This window comes from Dyadobacter sp. CY261, assembly GCF_021440085.1.
In the GTDB taxonomy this organism is placed as follows: Bacteria; Bacteroidota; Bacteroidia; order Cytophagales; family Spirosomataceae; genus Dyadobacter.
This window is the reverse complement of record NZ_JAKCPW010000012.1, coordinates 137,638-158,088: the sequence shown is the minus strand read 5'-3', so window position 1 is coordinate 158,088 and position 20,451 is coordinate 137,638. Positions and strand designations below refer to the sequence as shown.

The following is a 20,451-nucleotide window of genomic DNA, read 5'->3' as shown; positions in this document are numbered from 1 at the left end:
TTCGCAGGCCTCCGGCCGGTCAAAACTGCAAAACGATATTGCGGTAATGACCGGCCGGAGGCCTGCAAATACTAGGTATTAATCAGCAGATTTGCACCAGTGCGGTAAAAGAAACAGCTATCTTTTAATGCTTCTGACCTGTTGCATCATTTCCAGCGCCGCGACATTGCGCGGATCTGCTTGCAGTGTTTTCCGAATGTACTTTTCTGCAGCCGCTATGTTTGCAAATTTCAGATAACCAGCGGCCAACTGATTGTTTAATCCCACATTATTACTATCACCAGCCAAGCGCTTTTTAACTTCCACCAACTGTTGCACAAAGCCATGCAACTCATTCAAGCTAAAACCCGAGCTGTTATTCGCAGCTGCATAAGCCACGTAGGGTAAAGCTTCGGCAGGTTCATCCATTTTAAGCAGTATAACAAAAAGCATTCTTGCGCGCTCGAAGCTATTTTCCATTCGGAACGCCTTTTTGAGGTAATGAACCGCGTGATCATTTAAATTCAGCGCCGCACTCAGCTTTCCGGACAGTTCGTAATGCACTGGGTTCAATGGATCGTCGAGTGCCAGCGCTTCTGCAACCCGCAGCATTTCCGTCGTGTCTCGTTTGGTTATGTAATACTTCTGTAATCGCGCCATAGCCTCCCGCCAGGAGATTTGTTTTACGACCAATGCCCCTGCCAACTGCTCTTCCTCGGTTTTTTCCCGCTTTTCCTCGGCAGGCATCGGAGCGTTGAACGGCCAGCCTTCTTTCAGGATCATCATTTCAAACTCCCCTTTCAATGAATCGACCATTGTGATGGGCATTTGTCGTTTCAGTGTCTCGAATGACATTTCGGCGGTAGGCGCTGGCAGTGTTCCCGCCTTTTTCATGGATTGATAGAAGGCCTCAGAAAGCAATGCATAGCCCTGCAAATTGGGATGAACGTGTTCCAGCAATGTTTCTTTACCTAAAATCCCTCCCGCAGAATGCGCTTCAAAGAGTGCGCGTATATCCACAAATGTAATGCCTTTGTGTGCGACCGAGATTGTCTTAATAATCTGGTTTAAAGCTTCCGGCGCGCGGAAGCGCAATGCGTCGAGTTCTTTCGCCTGGACAAATTCCTTTTTTGCATGGCGGTAATCGGCCTTTTGATAGAGCGCAGCACCGGATCGATAATGCGCATCCGCCGACTGCCCCTGTTTGTCTTTAATGCTAATGAAAGGTTTCAAATCCTTCTCATTGCTGACCAGGCTTCCGATCAGCAACGGAATACCCTTTTTGCTCATCGCTGCCGCCAGTTCATCCATATTGGCCCTGAATTGCTCCACGCCCGCCCCGTACTCCTCGGAGCCGAACGCAATCTGCTCATTAGCCGCCATGCGTTTCATAAGATTCTCGCGCAAATCGACCTGCTTACCGGAAATCAGTCCAGTGACTTTGTCGGTAACAGAAGCGATCAGTTGGGTAAGCCTGAGGCCCCGTAATGTCATCAACAGCCGTGCCAAACACCGGCTGTGGCCAATCCCCTCGGTGGCAGCGACGCCCATCGCGCCGTAATATTCGTTATGCCCCGTGTAAACCAGCACGGCATCGGGCTCGTAGTCGAGTACTGCTTTGCCAAAATCCAAAACCGTGTAGGAATTGACAGCGGTGAGGGACAGGTTAATAATTTCAAAATCCCGATCGGGATAGGTGTGCATGAGCCGGTATTGCAACCAGCGGTGGAAAGAGCCGTTATTCATGTAAGGGTAACCGATTGTCGTGGATTCCCCCAGCACGAAAATCCGGAATGTCCCGGGCACCTTTTTCATAGGAAATGCCTCTGCATTGCCATAAGTAGCATTTTTTTGGTTGGCAAAATAGCGCTTCGAAGCATGTGGATTTAATACCAGATAGCCTTTCCGGGCTGGATCGTCGGTAAAAACGCCCAAATCATGACCATAGCCAAACAATCGTAATGCCCCTTCCAGTACAAACAGTACCAGAAAGGGCATTAACACGGCAATAACCTTAAAAACAGATTGACGCTTCATTGAAATGCTTTTACGTGCTTATGGCCGGATACTCGTTCCGTCAAATTTACGAACCTGCCAATTGGATTTGGTGGTAATCGGGTATTTCGCCGCTTCTTTTTCATCGATATCCACGCCGAGTCCCGGCACTTCGTTCACCGACATATAACCATCTTTCATGGTCGGACAGCCTTTGAAAATAGCCTGGGTTTTATCATTGAAGCTCACGGCTTCCTGAATCCCGAAATTCCAGACCGCCAGATCGACATGCGCGTGCGCCGAATGCCCTACCGGCGAAACGTCACCCGGGCCGTGCCAGGCAGTTTTGATATTGAACCATTCACCCAGCCTCGCCACTTTCATGGCCGGAGTAATACCGCCGATCTGGGACACGTGACAACGAATGTAATCGAACCATTGGTTGGCCATCGGATCGCGGAATTCATTTACGTTGTTGAACAGCTCACCCATCGCAATCGGTACGGTGGTGCTTTGCCTCAACTGCCGGAACCAGCCCATGTTTTCGGGCGAGAACGGGTCTTCGATGAAAAACGGACGGTACTCTTCCAGTGCCTTGATCATATTAATGGCGTCCATTGGCTGCACCCGTTCGTGGATGTCATGCAGCAATTCAATTTCATCCCCACAACGCTTTCGGACTGCTTCAAACAGCTTAGGAACAGATTTCAGGTAAGCGCGTTCATTCATGTAATTATCAGTGGGTCCCCCGAAGCCCGCCGCCTTGAAGTCAGGCTTCTGCTCGGTCGCGCCCACCGCTCCGTAACCGCCCTGCTGGATGCGGATGTATTTGAAACCACGGTCCATAATGCGCTGGACGTCGTCGGCGACGGCTTCGGGCGTGTTGCCGTTCGCATGGGTGTAACACGGTATCGCAAAACGGGCTTTGCCGCCAAGTAACTGATACACCGGCATGCCCGCACGCTTGCCTTTGATGTCCCACAAAGCCTCGTCAAGCCCGCTCAACGCATTGTTCAGCACCGGACCGTTCCGCCAGTAGGAACTCACGTAGGTCGAATGCCACATGTCCTCGATATTGTCGACGTCTTTTCCGACGCAAAATTCATTGAGGTAAGTGTCTATCGCCGTTACCACTGCGGCTGCGCGCTGCGTAAATGTGGCGCAACCAAGGCCGTAAAGCCCGGGTTCAGTCGTTTCGACTTTTACCACAATCAGGTTTGATCCTTGCGGGGCCGTTGCGATGGCCTTCACGCTTTTGATTTTGACCGGTGCCATGCCTTTTGCATGGGCGGGCCGCGTGTAATGTTCACGCGCATGCGCATTGTCCGCAGCACTTAGCACGCCCAGCAAACCTGCGGCCGAACCGGCTCCCAGCATTTTTAATGCGTCACGACGGTTTTGGACGGGCTCAGATGTATTGTTCTTCATCGTTGTTTTTGGATTAGGAATTGGACGAATGGATTGGGTTAGGTTGGAATGGGTTAAGGGGTTGGGAATGGTCAGTTATGGTCAGGAATAGTCAATGTTAATTTGGGGTTGTCAAAAAATACGGGTGAAAAACTGGTTGCGGACTATGGCAATGCGAATGCGATGTATTTACCGCCGGGCTTGTGACCGTTCTTTGCACCGCCGGCTGCGATTACCACATATTGCTTTCCGTTGACCATGTAAGTGGCCGGTGTGGCGAAGCCGCCTGCGGGTAGTTGGTACTCCCAAACGGTTTTGCCGGATTTGCGGTCGAATGCACGGATCTTTTCGTCTTTGGTACCCGCGATAAATACTAATCCGCCTGCTGTGACAATCGGACCTCCGTAGTTTTCGGTACCGGTGACAGGGATGCCTTTTTGGGTCAACTCAGGAAACTCGCCCAGCGGTACGCGCCAGAGGTATTCGCCGGTATTGAGGTCGATGGCATTGAGCGTACCCCAGGGCGGCTTGATGGCCGGGTAACCATCCGGATCGAAGAAACGCGTCCAGCCATTGTTGATGTACGGAGGGATGTAAGGAAATGCCGACTTAGCTTCCACCGGTGCTTCGCTGGCGCTATGGTTCTCGGCAACAGATGCCTTCTGCTCCGCATTGGTAAGAAAAGCCACCAGCTCATTGCGCTCCTGGTCGGAAATGTGTTGAAATGCAGGCATTCGTCCGCGACCGGTTTTAACGATGTTCGAGATTTCCTCCTTCGACATTCGGTTGCTCACTTGCACAAGGCTCGGGTATTCCTGCCCGCTCCCCTGCCGGTCGGCACGGTGGCAGGCAGCGCAATTGCGCATGTACACGAGTTGTCCCGGTGAATTAGCTGCTTGCCTCGAACCACCTGCAGCTGGACCATTGTAGTCCATCATTTTAAGGTCCCACACCATTTCGTTGGAGTTCTGGTACAAAATACCTTGTGGATCGGCTGCATTGCCGCCCCATTCCGCGCCTCCGCCAATGCCGAGGTAAAGACTCCCTTCCCTGCTGGGCGGCATGTACTTATTGCCAGAGCGTGTTTGGGCAAACTTTTTCTTCACAAATGCGTGCGCCTCGGGCGTGCGGTCGGTGATTTCCGCCTCCGTGAAACTCTGGCGGGCAAAAGGTGCCGGTTTGGTCGGAAAAGGCTGTGTGGGCCAGGGATGTTCACCGGGCAAATGGTAATCCGTCAATGCCGGGCGTTCTTCCACGGGAAACAATGGTTTCCCTGTATCCCGGTCGAGCAGGAAAAGGAGACCGTCCTTGGTAGCCTGCGCCACGGCGTCGATCTTTCTGGACCTTCCATTCGGCCCTTTGTGGGTTACTGTTAAAAGATTAGGCTGGCAGGAAATATCCCTATCCCACAAATCATGGTGAACCGTCTGATAGTACCAGTTCATTTTTCCTGTTTCCGCATTCAGCGAGATCACGCAATTGGCATACAAATTCTTCCCCTCCCGATCGGCACCATAAAAATCCACCGAAGGCGATCCGGTACCGAAATACACTGCACCGCGTTTCTCGTCGAGCACCATACCAGCCCAGTTGTTGGCTCCGCCAATACGTTTCCAGGCATCTTTCGGCCAGGTATCGTGGCCCGGCTCACCGGGTTCAGGCACAGTATGAAATGTCCATTTGAGCTTTCCTGTACGCACGTCGAATGCGCGGATGTGCCCTGGCGCGGCGTCGCCGTATTCAGAAACACGCGAGCCGATCACCAGCATATCTTTATAGATTACGCCGGGTGAAGTGGCATCCACCGACAGCTTATCATTTTCACGTCCGGGCCGCCCCGTCACGCCTTCTCTCAGGTCGACTTTTCCGCCGTTACCAAAACTTTTCACAAGTTTTCCAGTGGCGGCGTCAACGGCACAAAGTTGGTTCCCGGCGGTGTAGATCACCCTTTTATCGCGACCGTCTTGCCAGAACATCACACCTCTGCTCACATGGAACCGCAGCGTGCCTTCGGTGAACGGATCGAAACGCCAAAGCTCCTCACCGGTATCTGCTTTCAATGCAAAAAGGCTCAAAAGCGGCGTGGTGCCATACAGGATGCCATTCACGATGATCGGCTGGCACTGGATTTCCATCGGCCTTCTGGGCGCGGCGATGCCGGGAGCAGGCGCGCCCGCCGCAGGCTTGGTAGCGTCGTATTCCCAAGCGACTTTCAGTTGTTTCACATTGCTGAGATTGATCTGCGTGAGCGGCGAATAACGGTTGCCTGCCTTGTTCCCGCCATAGGCCAGCCAGTCGGCATTGCGATCGTCAGTGTGCAGCCCGACGAGTGCGGCAAGAGGTAAAGTTATGGTCAGAAAAGCCGCTATTCGCGCAAAAAATCCCGGCGGACCGACTTTTCTTGGTTGGTTCGAATGCATGAATGAAGTTGGATTTAGGTCAATTTATCCCCTGGTACAACAGGCCTTGCGCGGACTGTCAGTCTGAGCGCATCGGGCCGCCGGGCGGTCAAAAGGCATGTACAAGCGACACATTTCTGCCGTTCGGACTGTCTTCGACTGCCGGGCGGCCAGGTGCGCTCAGACTGACAATTTGCACTCGGGCTCGCATCATTAATACCCCGGATTCTGCCGCATGTTCACGTTTGCCGTGATCTCATTGATCGGGATCGGTTGGGCGTAATCGGTTGGGTCCCATTGGATCGCTCCGCCGCGGATGCGCTGGTAATAAGTCGCTTCCTTATCACCGATCTGCCAGCGGCGGACGTCGAGCCACCAGTGCCCTTCGCCGAAGAGCTCGGCCCAGCGTTCGTATTTGAGTGGGTCGTTTTTCAGGACGGCATCACTGGCTTTGGTCTGGTCGGTGAGGCTTTTGTAATCAACTGCCGAAGGCGTATTGACGGGTAATCCGTATGCGCGCCTTTTTACTTTATTAATGTATTCCAATGCATTGACATTATCCCCTGAATGCGAGAGTGTCTCGGCGTAGAGCAGGTAAATGTCGGCGAGCCGGAGCCATGGAATGTTCGCGCCGTTAGCCATATTGATTTCTGCCTCGGTACCGTTCGGATTGGTGAATTTTCGGAAACTCCAGGCCTCCATATCCAGCTCGGTAATGTCAAGATAATGCGATATAGGACGCTTGCGGCCGCTCACGATCATCGAATCCACATAGGGCTGGTAACAAGCCACCCAAAGTCGAGGATCTACGGTCTGCTTCTTTTTCGCTTCAATAGAGCGGGTAATATAGGCCGGGTCCACATTGGCAATATTCGCACTTGTGGTGCCGGATTTGAAATAATGCCCCTCATTAAAGCCGAAACGCGCAATGTTCTTGGCATGCGGAAACACATTGGACCATGCCGAAGCCGCCTGTCCACCGTTATCGCCCACATAAGTCGGTGCGATGACCATCCCGATACTCGTTCCCATCGACTGGTCATCACCACCGCGTGCCGTCATATCCACATTCAGGTTTAGCTCGAAAATGGATTCGGTAGTAAACTCATTTTTGCCGTTGAACATATCCTTGTACACATCGAAAGTTACCAGCGACTTGCCGCTGTTATTTACCACATCGCCGAGGTAAGTTTTGGCATTCGTCCAATCGGACTGGTAGGCGTAGATTTTACCTAAAAACCCTTTCACTGCCCAGCCGGAAACTTTGTATTTGTCGGTAGCACCAGTCCAGTTTACACCATTGAGCAAGCCTTCCGCAGCTTTGAGGTCGCCGATCACGAAATCCCAGCCTTCCTTGACAGTTTTCCGGGGAACCTGCGTCTCGTCGAGGCCGGAAGCCACTTCCGTAATGATCGGAACACCCATTTTGGCGCCTTCGGTGGCTGCATTGAAGCCTTCCCCCCAATAAGATACCAGATGGAAGTAGTACCATGCGCGCAGGAACAGCGCTTGCCCCTTGATGAGGTCGATAGCTGCCGCGTCGTTGGGTGCTTTCTGGCGATAGGTTTCGATGGCGGCCAGAAGCGTATTGCTGCGTTGCACGCCCCGCCATAGCTCGCGCCAGGTGTCGTACAGGAAGCTGTCGTTAGGCTGGGAATTGTTCTGTCCCATCTGAATCCAGGTGGGCGTTCCCTGCCAGCTCAGATCGAGGGTATGGTCCCAGAGCCAGGTGTTTTTACCCAGCATGGTATGGCCAAAAAGTCCGTTGGCATGTTGGGTGGCATATGCGCCCGTGAGCAGCTGTTCCAGATCGGCTACGGAAGCCGGGTATTGCGATGGTGCCAATGCACCGGGGTTTTCGACGTCGACGAAATCGTCACTGCACGAATACAGACCGGTCAACGCCAAAAGCAGGAGAAGTTTGTGGAATATTTTCATAGCCTTGCTAGCTGTTAAATCAATTAGAAATTCAGATCAATACCCATGGAAACGAGCCTGGTGCGGGGATACGAATAAATCGTGTCGAGCCCGCGCGCCGTCGTACCGTTGCGGCCAAGCACTTCCGGATCGAGGCCCGAATAGCCGGTGAAGGTGAGCAGGTTTTGTGCCTGGAAGTAGATCCGCAGCCCGCTCATTTTCCATTGTTTTACCAGCGACGAGGGCAAGGTATAGCCTACCTGCAGGTTCCGCAGTTTCAGGAATGAACCATTTTCGACCACAAAAGAGGAAATGCGGGTATAGTTGGAGTTCGGGTCACGTACATAGTTGCCCGAGGCGTCTGTCGTTCCTACGCGCGGCTGGTCGGTCAGACCATTACCATTGAAAAATGACGTGTTGAAAATGTCGTTGGTGGTATTGTAATCGCCGACGAAGAACTGGGTGTAATATTTGTTTCCATTGAAAACATCCACGCCTTGTACGCCCTGAAACATCGCCTGCAGGTCAATGCCTTTCCAGCCCAGATTGAGTGAAAATCCGTAGGTGATCTTCGGCCAGGGGTTTCCGATGTAGGTTTTGTCGTCGATCGTAATGCGGCCATCGCCATTCACATCGCGGAATTTGAGGTCGCCCGCACCGGTACCCGAATTCTGAAAGAACACGCCCGTCGTGGGCTTACCCGCTGCCGCGGCGGCCTCCTGGGCGCTTTGGTTCAATGCGGCTACTTCCGAATCGGTTTTAAACAGCCCCTCGACGACATAGCCATAGAACTGGCTCAGCGGCTTGCCGGCTTGGGTACGCGTAACGGTACTCTCAAGATAATCACCCGCCGCTCCGTCGTTGATCGGGTTGTTGTTGGTCCCGCTCAGTTGCTTTACCAGGTTTTTATTAAATGCCGCATTGGCACTGATAGCATAAGTAAAGTCCTTCACTTTACCCCGATAATCTATCGCCAGCTCGATCCCTTTGTTGCTCATCTGGCCAATATTGGTGTACACACCACTCGTGCCATAAAAGCCCGCCGAAACCGGCACCGGAACCTGGTAGATCATATCCTGTGTCTGGCGGCTGTACCAGTCTGCCGTGATATTTAATGCATTTTTGAACAAGCCTAAATCGAGACCAATGTCGGTCTGGTTTACCTGCTCCCATTTGATATTCTGGTTGGGCAGTTGGGCCGTTAGTGCATAGCCCTTGGCCCGGTCGCCGTTGGGCAGGCCAAGGATATTGGTACCACCACCACCACCGTAGGATGCCTGGTAAGTATATTGCGGGATGCTGCTGGTGCTACCGAGTTTACCATAGCTGGCGCGGATTTTCAGATTCGAAACCTGCGAAAAATTGTCCCGCACGAATGCTTCTTCGCTTACCTTCCAACCTACCGAAAACGAGGGGAATACCCCCCATTTGTTGGCAGGCCCGAAACGATCGGAACCATCGCGGCGCACATTGGCTGTAAAGAGGTATTTGTCTGCAAAAGTATAGTTGATCCTGCCAAATTGAGAAAGCAAGCGGGTCTGCGGGAACTCACCGCCGCTGGCTTTGTAAGTGCTCGGATTGGTGGTCATGCCAAGATTATAGGTAATCACCTGGAAACCCTGCGCCTCTCCGTGCAAGTTGCTCAAATCCGACTGATATGCCTCGTAACCCGCCATCGCCTTGATCTCGTGACGCCCGAACATTTTATTGTAGGTTAAAACGAAGTTCGCGGTCAGGTTGCGGGAGTTATTTAGGTCGCGGCTCAGGAACGCGTTCACGTTTTTCAGTGTACCAAAATCGTAGGCTTCGGTAAATTTATAGTTTGCACCGCTGTAAATGGATGCGCCGAATGTCGAGCGGAAGTTTAATCCTTTCAAAACCTCCCAATCCAGATAAACGTTACCTTCCAGCGCGTATTGAATATTTTTGGCGTGGTTGATGTACTCATTGCCTACCAGGTTCGGGCCGGTGAAAAACGTGCCCGTCTTTGCCCAGCCACCCACCGGGTTAGTAGGATCATACACGGGGATCAACGGTGCGGAGCGGAATGGGAATGTGCTGGTTTGCACAGGGTTATTGCCAGTCCGCCAGCCGTATAAGGTCTCTCCCACTTTCAGGCGGTTATTGATCTTGAAATCGGCATTCGAACGGATACCGTAGCGTTCAAACCAGTTGTCGATGATGGTACCGCCCTCGCGCTGGTAGTTGGCCGACAGGTAATAATTCGTCTTGGCCGTCGCGCCGGACAGCGAAAGTGAATAGCTCTGGTCGCTGCCGTTTTGGTAAACCTGATCAACCCAGTCGTTATCGGGCAATGTCGCCGGATCGCCCCATCCGCTTGTATTCACGCCCGAAGCTGCTTTTGCTTTAACATAATCGGGTGTATTGAGCATACTATATAAGTTAACAGGCTTCCGCACACCATAATAAGCGTTGAAATTGATATTCATCTTGTCCGAACCCGCTACCCCGCGCTTCGTGGTCACGAGTACTACGCCGCCAGCAGCCTGCGCCCCATAAATCGCAGCGGCACTTGCGTCCTTCAGTACTTCAATAGATTCCACATCCTGCAAGTTGAAGTTATTGCCTGCCGACATCCTGATCCCGTCCACAATGTAGAGCGGCGACATCCCGCCGATGGAACCCACGCCACGGATCACAATGTCGGAAGAACCACCCGGAGCGCCGTCATTACGCGTAACCTGCACGCCCGCAGCACGACCTTGTAGTGCCTCGTTCACGCTGCGCACAGGAAGGTTTCTGATTTCCTCAGACTTCACCGACGATACTGAGCCAGTCAGATCCGAGCGCTTTTGTGTGCCATAACCCACCACGACCACTTCTTCCAGTGCTTTGTTATCAACTTTTAATGTCACGTCAATCTGACTGCGGCGGCCCACGATCACTTCCTGGGACATAAAGCCCACGAAAGAAAATGTCAGTACGGCATCGGCGTCCGTAATGTCGATATTAAAAATTCCTTGCTCATTGGTGGATGTCCCCCGTTGCGTGCCCTTTTGAATTACGTTCACACCCGCGAGCGGTTCACCTTTTTCATCGCTGACCTTACCGGTTACACTGATATCGAAGATCGTTTGCAAGTCAACTTTCCTGCGCATCAGCTCGGTCATCCGTTCCTTCAAAACCGGGTCGGATGTGAACGAGAACGGTTCTTTCAGGCTCGTCTGCTCCTTCGGCTTACGTGCCGGCTCGCGCTTTTTCCTGACGATGATCGTTTTGTCGACGATGTTGTAGGTCAATGGCTGCCCGGCAAAACAGGCGTCAAGCACTTCTTTTAAAGGCGCTTCGGTTACATTTATATTGATTTTTCCCGCCTGATCGAGCATTTCCAGATCGCAAATGAAGACGTAGCCCGTCTGCTTCCGCACGGATTTGAGCACTTCCAGTAAAGTTGCGTCCTTCTTTTTAAGAGATACCTGCTGGGCAAAAGTATCTTCGGCCAGCACCTGCAACGTACCAATCAGGAATATCAACACGGTTAATTTCATTGCCAGGAGGACTTTACCAAAGTCGGGTCGGTGTTTTTTTACGGCATATGCCTCCCATCGAGAACGTATTAGTATATACGCTATCCGCAGGACAGTTTTGCCCTTGTATACAAATTTCATAGTTTTGTATGCTTGGTTAAAAGTGAATGTATCGTTGTCCAATGATCTCAGGACTAATCAGGTCGGGCCGGGTGCGGTCGCAACGCATCCGGTCTTTTTCCTTATCATCCTTTTCGTTTGCTGCTCAGGAGGAATTCAGGAGTCTCATGTTATATTCAGGGTTAAGTTGAAGGTATTCAATCGGTATTCTTCACGGTAATTTTCCTGTCGTCGATCCGGAACTGGATTCCACCGGTCATTTCGAGCATTTTCAATACCTCTGACACATTGTTCTTGCGCGAGATCGTCCCTGCGAAAGATTTTCGCTCCACATTTCCTTCATATTTCACATCGAGATCGTACCAGCGTGAAATTTGCCGCATAATCTCCCGGATATTGCCATTGAATTCAAAACGTCCCTCTTTCCAGGCCACCACACTTTCGGTATCAACTGTTTTGATCGAAATATCACGTGCTGCTTCGCCGGTAGCCACCCGCGCCTGCTGGCCCGGCGTGAGCACTTTGGTCACCTCGTCCTTGTTGACCCGTACGGAGCCTTCCAGCAGGGTCGTCTGCATGGTTGGCTCGTCGCCGTAGGAGCTAATATTGAAATGCGTTCCCAGCACGGTGATTTCCATGTCTTTCCCCTTTACGTTCTTGCCCACTACGCGCACCTGAAAGGGCCTTGTCTTGTCGGGCTCAATCTCAAAATAGACTTCGCCGCTCATTTCCACACCTCGCTGGTCGCCTGTGAACGCAGTAGGGTATTTTAAGCTGGAACCTGCATTCAGCCAGGCTCTTGAACCATCCGGTAACACAATCTTATATTGTCCGCCCAGAGGTGTCCTCAGTACATTGTACGCCACAGTACCGGCATTTTTACCATAAATCACCTCTCCCTTCGATTTGTCAATCTTGGTGCCCGGCTGGGTGGACAAAATGCCTTCAGTAATCGTCGACAAGTCGTAGGTTTGCCCGTCGGAGAGGGTAAGGCTGGCCTTATTGCCTCCCGCGCGCACATCGTCGCCGTAAACGCTTTGCATCACCACCACCGGTTGCGAAGGCAACGGACGGTTGAGCCAGCGGTAACCCCCGTACACCAGGAGCAGCACCACCGATGCGGCAGCCAGTTTGAACAGCCACAATGGACGCGTCCGCGTTTCATCCGGCTCCGCTTCCTGTTCGGTCCCGACTTCTTCCATGGTATCCCGTGACGAAATCGCGTGCGCTGTCGCCGAGAAAATGGAGCTTAGAATGTCGTCGGCCGTCTCATGGGACAACGAATGCTTCGTCCCGTCTCGGCGTATGAACTGGTCGATCAGGCTGTTGATCTGCTCCCGGTTGTCGTCCGCCAGCAGCATGGTCATGAGCTCGTCCCGCTCTTCGTCGGTGATATTTTTTTCACAATACCGGAAAAACAAATCGTCCAGGCGTTGGTTTTGCATAGTTTAGTCAGGATTACGGACGGCTTTTACCGACCTGCATCCATAAAGACTACTGCCAACCATTTTTGGGGGACAATGAGATAAAAAAAAGTTAAAAAATTAATTTACCAAGAAAAACAGCAACCAGGAAATCGTGATTTCGAGTTTCAATTTGCTGTAAGCGCGGATATGGCGCAATGCCCGAGCGAGGTGCGTTTTAACGGTTTCTGAGGAAATACGAAGCGTTTTCGCGATCTCATCCCGTTTCAATTCCTGTTCCTTGCTCATGAGGTAGATCTGTTTTTGCTGAGCCGGCAAGAGTTCCACCGCCTGATGCACGATTTCCTCTATCTCAAGATCAATAATCCGGTTGTAAGTGGTGTTCTCGGCAACAGGCATTTCAAGTTGGAGGTCGTCGACGAGCTGCTGCTGGCGAGCCATTCTTTTCAGTATAGAAAAAACATGGTTTCGGGTCATGATAAACAGATAATCCTCAAAACCAACGACTTCTGACAGCGAACTTCTCTTGACCCATAATTTTAAAAATATGTCCTGAACGACCTCTTCGGCCAGGAAACTGGAATGGGTCAGGCGCAATGCGGTGGAATAGACCTTATCGCGATACCAGTGAAATAGAGCAGCAAACGCTTTTTCGCTGCCTGCTGCAATTTCAGTCAGCAACTCCGTTTCGTTATGTAACGCGTCTATCTTCAAGGGGATACCAAACAGATTCGTACAAATGTAAACATCAAAACGGAACTAATATGAAAATACAGATATAAAATGTTGATATTTTAAAAGGGGGATGGCTGACCGCTGACCGCCGACCGCCGACGGCTGATGCGGTAGGGTGACGGGGAGGGTTGTTGACCATGGACGATGGACCATAGACCATGAGTACAAGGCCGACGGCTGATGCGGTAGGGTGACGGGGAGGGTTGTTGACCATAGACGATGGACCGTAGACCATGAGTACAAGGCTGACCGCTGACCGCTGACCGCCGACCGCCGACCGCCGACCGCCGACCGCCGACCGCCGACGGGCTGACCGCCGACCGCTGACGGGCTGATGCGGTAGGGTGACGGGGAGGGTTGTTGACCATGGACGATGGACCGCAGACCATGAGTACAAGGCTGACCGCCGACGGCCGTTCGCGATGGGGCGACGGGCGGGGGAACAGACAATGGACCGCAGACCATGAGTACAAAAAACCATGGTCTATCGTCCATGGTCCATGGTCAAAATCGTCACCCAAACCGCGGTCGGCGGTCAGTCGTCGGCGGTCGGCCGCGGTTTGGGTGACGGGGAGGGTTGTTGACCATAGACGATGGACCGTAGACCATGGGTACAAGGCTGACCGCTGACCGCTGACCGCTGATGCGGTTGGGTGACGGGGAGGGTTGTTGACCATAGACGATGGACCATAGACCATGAGTACAAGGCTGACGGCTGACCGCCGACCGCTGACCGCCGACGGCTGATGCGGTAGGGTGACGGGGAGGGTTGTTGACCAAAGACGATGGACCATAGACCATGGGTACAAGGCTGACGGCTGACCGCCGACCGCTGACCGCCGACGGCTGATGCGGTAGGGTGACGGGGAGGGTTGTTGACCATAGACGATGGACCGCAGACCATGAGTACAAGGCTGACCGCTGACCGCCGACCGCCGACCGCCGACGGCTGATGCGGTAGGGTGACGGGGAGGGTTGTTGACCATAGACGATGGACCGTAGACCATCGGTACAAGGCCGACGGCCGTTCGCGATGGGGCGACGGGCGGGGGAACAGACAATGGACCGCAGACCATGAATACAAAAAACCATGGTCTATCGTCCATGGTCCATGGTCAAAATCGTCACCCAAACCGCGGTCGGCGGTCGGCCGTCAGCCGCCAGCCGTCACCGCCCCCTACTTCAAAAGCACCTTCTTCATTTTGAAAAAAATCTCCGTATTCTCATAAACCCCGCGGAAGTCGAGAGAATGAGGGCCGTAGGCGAATACTGGTACCATAATGGCCGTGTGGTCGGTGGTGCTGAACTGGCCGTCGACGTAGCCGGTTTTGAGGTTGCCGTCGAGGAGCGTTAGTCCGCCCGTTTCATGGTCGGCGGTGACAATCACGAGCGTTTCTCCGTTCGAGTCTGCAAAACGGAGGGCCTCTCCTACCAGTTTGTCGAAATCGAGCATTTCGGTCACTACGTACGGAACGATGTTGGCATGGCCGCCGTAATCGACTTGCGCGCCTTCGGCCATCATGAAAAAGCCTTTGGGGTTCGATTGCAGCGTTTGCAGTGATTTTTGAAATGAATCTTTGAGAAAATCGCCCCGGCCTTTCAACATGGAGACGGTGTGCTTGTCATCGAGCAGCACAAATGGTGCTTTCATATCCGCCAGGTCACTCCAATTGTCCGATACCTGAAATCCTCGTGCTTTAAGCGAATCGGCGGTTTTGGTTTTGGCAAAATGATTAAAACCACCTCCGATCAGGATGTCGACCGGTTCCTTCAGATAATCTGTCGCAATTTCGTCCATCATGCTACGTTCCGGCCGATGGGCATAAAAAGCGGCCGGAGTAGCGTCCGTAATGTCGCCCGCCGAGATCAGCGCCGCTTTACGGCCAGTTGCCTTCACCTGCCGGATAATAGACGGCACCGCTACCAGGTTCGAATCTACGCCAATAGCCCGGTTGCGGGTTTTGTTACCTGATGCAAATGCCGTTGCGCCCGCAGCGGAATCGGTAATGTAATTATCGGAAGAGGCCGTTTTGGAAAAACCGATATTCAAAAATTTACCCAGGTTCAGCTCCCCGCGGTTGGCCGTAAGCCCCGAGTAAATCTGAGCCAGCCCCATTCCATCGCCAATCAGCAAAATGATATTTTTCACCTTGCCGAGCGCGTCGTTGTTATTATAGGTCGGCTGGTAAGGTCTATAAAACTCCGTCGATTTATACTCCGCGTTTTTGCGGTTGCTCAGAAATGTGCCGAGTTCGGCCACGTGATCGGTATTGATATAATCGACACCCAGGTTCATCAATATTTTCCAGGCATTGATATTGTCCGGGCTCGCCCAGAAACGAAATGGTTTACCTAAGGCATGTGCCTGCGCGATCACGTCCGTAATGGCCTTGCGGTCTTTCTCAACCGGGATACCCTTTCCGTTCCATTGCGAGTAACGGTGAAAATCCTGGCTGATCATCCCCAGCCGCGTGGCCTGGGCGGTGGTGTAATTGATCCCCGGACGACCATCGAAGAAGATATAGGCAGGATACTGGTCAAACACCTCCGGGGCAGGTGTGTCCCCGCTGACCACTACTTTGACGCTCCCTCTCGGGACCAAAAGGCTTTCGTACGGGGCCAATGCTTTTACCAGCGCCTGTAAAGTAGGTTTAGATGTGGTTTTAAGGTCGACTAAAAGGGTCATCGTGCGGCTCTTATCCTGATAAACGCTACCCTTGTTGTTACCGACCTGCTTCGCTATTTGCTGCAAGTACAGCTTGTCGAAAGTACGGTCGGAGCTGATATCCTTCGTATCATGTGCCACGAAAAGCGTGTCGTTTCGCAAATGCACATCGGCTTCCATGGAACCGAACTGGTTCTGGTAAGCGAGGATAAATGGCGCTGCCTGCATGTAATCGTTATGCGAATGCGCACGCGAAAGCGGGTTTTCGGTGCTGGTTTGAGCGCTAACGGCCCAGGGTATAAGGGCGCAAAGGGAAATGGATAGTTGGCAAATAGCTTTCATAATGGCAAGCCGGCTGTTTAAATAGTGATTGTGGCCGGGAATTGCCGCAAATATCTGCTTAAATGGCATGCGTCGGCCGACGGGCGCCATTTTGATAACAATTATTTAAAAACCGGCATTCCAGCTTAACGCCTGTTTTCGAACCACCGCGCTTTATATACGTGTAAATCCGGGAAAGCGAACTTGCGCGCCGGCCCATGGAATTTTACATGGAAAGTCCACCAGCTTTCTTCTGGAATGGTATAAATGTATTGCCCTGATTTTTCCCTCCCTAAACTTTTAATGTTCTCTGCATCCGGGAAACCCTCGATTTTCGTGAACTGTTGCTTGGCCAGGCTGAACAACCAGGAGCCGTGATGCTCGGTGACAAACAAGTCGCCGGCTGCATTGGCAGGTTGCAGTTCATGCCCTCCTATGCCGGGGATCGTCCATTTGGCCACCATTTTAAGGCTATTCCCCGAAACGATTTTGTACTCGCGCAACACGTCGTAACCCAATGCGAAAAGGCTTTTGCGTTGCTCGTCCCACACGACGCCGTGCGCGGAATAGAGGCTGTCGGTATAAAGCGGTTTGTCGGGCTGTTTTAGTGAGAAAAGCATCAGCATGTTTCCCTTCGGATGCACAGAAGCCGCAGCGGCGATGAGGTCGCCGGGTAGTACTTCGATCGAATGGGCATTGGGAACGGCTGTGTGAAAGAGCACTCTTTTATCCTTAACATTCACCACCGCGATAGCTCCGCTGGATGAGGACACCAGGACTTGCTTACCGCCACGAATGGCTTTGCAATCGTCCATGGTGTTGAACAGCTTCGTCCGGAAATGCTCGGGCAAATCCATCGCCTGGTGTGCGTCCCACGACCAGGCGATTTCAGGAATGCTGTCATTCGAACGCGCGTAGTCCACAATCATCACTTTGCTATCGCCGCAAACGAGGAATGATTTTCCTGGAATGGACTGCGAAAATGCGGAGCTGAGCACAAGCAATAAGAAACTTGTCAGTAAAGATGTTATTTGATTAAAAGGGTGGTTCATGGAATAGTTATCACTGTTAAAAAATAGAACTGGTGCTAAAATAAGCGGTTGAAGCGCCGGACACCTGTATTCGCCTGAAAAATAACCTATTCTTAACAATTTGGAATTATCCTGGCCACAATCTGCCGGTAGCTTTGGGGGTACCAACCGGCATTTTATGTGGTCAACGCTACTTCATGACAAAAACAGGGTCCTCAAATCGGCATCCTGGCTGTTCATCCTCTTTTCTCTTTCCGAAGCCACACCGCCTGTCCGACACACCCGGCAGCAGGCAGCGCCCGCAGCATTTCAATTTCCTTCCGAATCCACCTCCGGCAGCTTTTCTGTGATCACCTACAACATCGCAGGCCTTCCTCAGATCATTTCCAGCGCCGTTAGTCCCCGAAAAGAAAGCATTGCAGCCATCGGGCACCTGCTCAACCGCTATGACATCGCCCATGTCCAGGAAGATTTCAATTACAACCAGCATTTGTATGGTTCAGGGAATGCCCACCCATTCCGCACGCCCACCAAAGGTGCCGTCATGAATGGCGACGGCCTCAACACCCTCTCGAAGTTCCCGGTAACAAACCTTCACCGCGTCGCGTGGACCGACTGCACCGGTGCGGACTGCCTCACGCCCAAGGGTTTCACCTATACGCGGATCGAGATCGCCCGTAACCGCTTTATCGACTTTTATAATGTGCACGCCAATGCCTACAATCACCCACGTGCCGCCCTCGCGCGTCGTCACAATATGGAGCAGCTCTCGGCCTATATCCGGCTACATTCGGTTGGCAAAGCGGTGGTGGTGATGGGCGACCTCAATGGCCGGTACAGCTTCGGGCGGGATAATGTGCATTGGTTGTTGAAAGAAAACGGCCTATCGGATGCCTGGGTCAATATGCATTGTTCCAACCAGCTTCCCTCTCCCAGCGATGCCATACCTGCCAGCGACATTCTCGGCCTCACCGATTCCTGCGAAACCATCGACAAGATCCTTTTCCGGAGCAGCCCTTTCATTCAACTCAAACCGGCCGCCTACGCATTGGAAAAGGAATTGTTCACCAATGCCAAGGGAATACCCCTCTCGGACCACCACCCTGTTTCGGCCCGGTTTGAATGGAATGTGTTGGAAGATGTAATTGCCTATGAATAAACCAATACCGGAAAATTCTCAACCGTTTCGCGGGTGCTTTTGCGAAACTGGAATGGCGTCAGGCCTGTAAACTCCTTGAAATTTCGTATAAAATGCGACTGGTCAGCATATTCCTGTTCGAAGGCAATGTCCGAAAGCTTGTCGTATGACTGGCTCCGAAGCTGGTTAAGCGAAGCCTGAAAACGGCAAATGCGGGCGAACAGCATGGGCGATAAACCTATGCCTTCCTGAAAACGCCTTTCCAGCGTGCGCTCCGAAACTTGCAGCTCCTGGCGCAAATCCTTCATTGAAACACCGCCTTGAGACTGAATAATACGCTGCAAAGCATACCGGGTGGCGGCTTGCAGCCTGTGGTCATTCCGGGAAATCTGCTCCCATAGACAATCTGAGATAATTTCCGCTTTCGTTTCGACATCAACAGCGTTTTCCAGTCTTTCCATCAGTCGCTTGCCGTTTAGGAAAAGATCCAGGTCGAGACAATCGTTTGTAAGCTCATTCGCATCCATGCCAAAAATGGATTTCAATGCATGCGGATAAAAATATGCTCCGATGGTGCTGAACCTGGCGGGTGAAATGATCCGCGTGTGGGCGGTCGCCTGCCCGTATAAAAAGATCGGTGCCAGTTCCTTATCCTCCTGAAAAGACGTGCTTACCGATTGCTGAAAAATAATGCCGGGAGAACCGTCGGCAATCGTCACGAAATGCACTTGCTCATCCGGTTGGCCTGTGCTTTCGAGCGCCCAGTAATAACGCACATAATCTCGCAAATGCGGTGGCGGCAGTATCTGATGGTATTTCATGGCTATTTTGTAATAGGGCAAGTTATCGATTTTTAAAATAAACCGCGCAGATATTCCTGAACACCAAGTGGTTTGCGTCCCAGAAAGCCTTCCAACGCCTGATCGGCCCCTTCGAATTCCCCGGCCCGGATGCTGTCGGCCATGCTGGCGTAGAAACCGGCTTCCTCGTCCTGCATTCCGAAACCCAGCAAGCCTTTGCGGTAATCGTCGGCCGGAATATCGATATGCACAGCCTCATTGAACCCGGCAATTTCCTTCAATACCAAAGCAATATCGGCAAAGCTATGCGCCGACGATCCCGTAATGTTGAAAGTGGAATTTCCGAATGTCGGTCCCGTCAGCACATTGGAAAGCGCTTCGGCAATATCTTTCCGTGATGCAAAGCTGACGCGGCCTGTTCCCGAAGGATAGAAAATCCGGCCGTCGCCCATCGCTTCGCCGATAAACAACGGGATTGTTTCGTGGTACATACTGTTGCGGAAGAAAACATACCGCAAGCCGCTCTGGCGGATCAATGCTTCGGTACTGCGGCAAATGTGTGCTGCCTGAAAATGCGCCGATTCGTGTGGAAAAAGCGTGCTCGTGTAAACAATCTCCTGCACACCACATTTCACAGCCGCATGCACAACCCGTGTTTCCTGCGCCATAGCACGTACACCTGTGGCCGACGACGAGATCTGCAACAGCCGCTCGACGCCCGCAAGTGCCGTTTCGAGCGATTCCTGATCTTCATAATCCGCCACGCGGATCTGGATACCCGATTTGGCATACTCGGCCAGTTTGTTGGCGTCGCGGACAATCGCAACAATGTTTTTGGGTAATGTCTTTTTTAATAAGAATGAGAGGGTGGCTTTCCCAAGGTTTCCGTTTGCTCCTGTAATGGCTATCATTGTTTTGTTTGGTTTGATTTAAAGCAAAACTAGAAGCCGGCCGTCCCTGAAAATAGAACGAAACCGTCACCACCCATTTTTCGCGCCGGAAGCCTTGATTTTTCCAGATCATCCTTAGATT

Annotated in this window: 12 protein-coding genes; 1 reads left to right on the top strand and 11 read right to left on the bottom strand. The window is 52.2% G+C overall.

Annotation, left to right across the window (positions count from 1 at the left end; genetic code table 11):
* Positions 1-117: 117 nt before the first annotated feature.
* From LZD49_RS28275 to LZD49_RS28235, 9 genes are all read right to left on the bottom strand, one after another.
* Entirely contained in the window at positions 118-2,016 is a 1,899-nt protein-coding gene (locus LZD49_RS28275; protein WP_234671220.1) for a GDSL-type esterase/lipase family protein, read from the bottom strand.
* Between the two features lie 18 nt (positions 2,017-2,034).
* On the bottom strand, positions 2,035-3,351 hold the full coding sequence (locus tag LZD49_RS28270; RefSeq protein WP_409021358.1) for an enolase C-terminal domain-like protein: 1,317 nt from the start codon (positions 3,349-3,351) through the stop codon (positions 2,035-2,037).
* A 194-nt stretch (positions 3,352-3,545) separates the two neighbouring features.
* Positions 3,546-5,801 carry a PQQ-binding-like beta-propeller repeat protein gene (locus LZD49_RS28265; RefSeq protein ID WP_234671218.1) on the bottom strand — a complete coding sequence of 752 codons (2,256 nt, stop codon included), beginning with the start codon at positions 5,799-5,801 and terminating at the stop codon, positions 3,546-3,548.
* Between the two features lie 192 nt (positions 5,802-5,993).
* Positions 5,994-7,718, bottom strand: a complete 1,725-nt coding sequence (locus LZD49_RS28260; protein ID WP_234671217.1) for a RagB/SusD family nutrient uptake outer membrane protein — start codon at positions 7,716-7,718, stop codon at positions 5,994-5,996.
* A gap of 23 nt (positions 7,719-7,741) precedes the next feature.
* Positions 7,742-11,206, bottom strand: a complete 3,465-nt coding sequence (locus tag LZD49_RS28255; protein WP_234671216.1) for a TonB-dependent receptor — start codon at positions 11,204-11,206, stop codon at positions 7,742-7,744.
* A gap of 296 nt (positions 11,207-11,502) precedes the next feature.
* The gene (locus LZD49_RS28250) at positions 11,503-12,750 is read right to left on the bottom strand and encodes a FecR family protein (protein WP_234671215.1); all 1,248 of its coding nucleotides are present in this window, start codon (positions 12,748-12,750) and stop codon (positions 11,503-11,505) included.
* A gap of 99 nt (positions 12,751-12,849) precedes the next feature.
* On the bottom strand, positions 12,850-13,443 hold the full coding sequence (locus tag LZD49_RS28245; RefSeq protein WP_234671213.1) for an RNA polymerase sigma factor: 594 nt from the start codon (positions 13,441-13,443) through the stop codon (positions 12,850-12,852).
* 1,198 nt (positions 13,444-14,641) lie between these two features.
* On the bottom strand, positions 14,642-16,471 hold the full coding sequence (locus LZD49_RS28240; protein WP_234671211.1) for an alkaline phosphatase: 1,830 nt from the start codon (positions 16,469-16,471) through the stop codon (positions 14,642-14,644).
* A gap of 125 nt (positions 16,472-16,596) precedes the next feature.
* Positions 16,597-17,502: a DUF6528 family protein gene (locus LZD49_RS28235; RefSeq protein ID WP_234671210.1), complete on the bottom strand. Its 906-nt coding sequence runs from the start codon at positions 17,500-17,502 to the stop codon at positions 16,597-16,599.
* 157 nt (positions 17,503-17,659) lie between these two features.
* Here LZD49_RS28235 and LZD49_RS28230 point away from each other — a divergent pair, with 157 nt between their 5' ends.
* On the top strand, positions 17,660-18,640 hold the full coding sequence (locus LZD49_RS28230; protein WP_234671209.1) for an endonuclease/exonuclease/phosphatase family protein: 981 nt from the start codon (positions 17,660-17,662) through the stop codon (positions 18,638-18,640).
* Here the strand turns inward: LZD49_RS28230 and LZD49_RS28225 are convergent.
* Together LZD49_RS28225 and LZD49_RS28220 are read right to left on the bottom strand one after the other, a co-directional pair.
* Complete coding sequence (locus LZD49_RS28225; RefSeq protein WP_234671208.1) at positions 18,631-19,440, bottom strand: helix-turn-helix domain-containing protein; 810 nt, start codon at positions 19,438-19,440, stop codon at positions 18,631-18,633. The genes LZD49_RS28230 and LZD49_RS28225 overlap by 10 nt on opposite strands.
* Before the next feature lie 32 nt (positions 19,441-19,472).
* Positions 19,473-20,330: an NAD(P)H-binding protein gene (locus LZD49_RS28220; RefSeq protein ID WP_234671207.1), complete on the bottom strand. Its 858-nt coding sequence runs from the start codon at positions 20,328-20,330 to the stop codon at positions 19,473-19,475.
* Between the last annotated feature and the right edge of the window lie 121 nt (positions 20,331-20,451).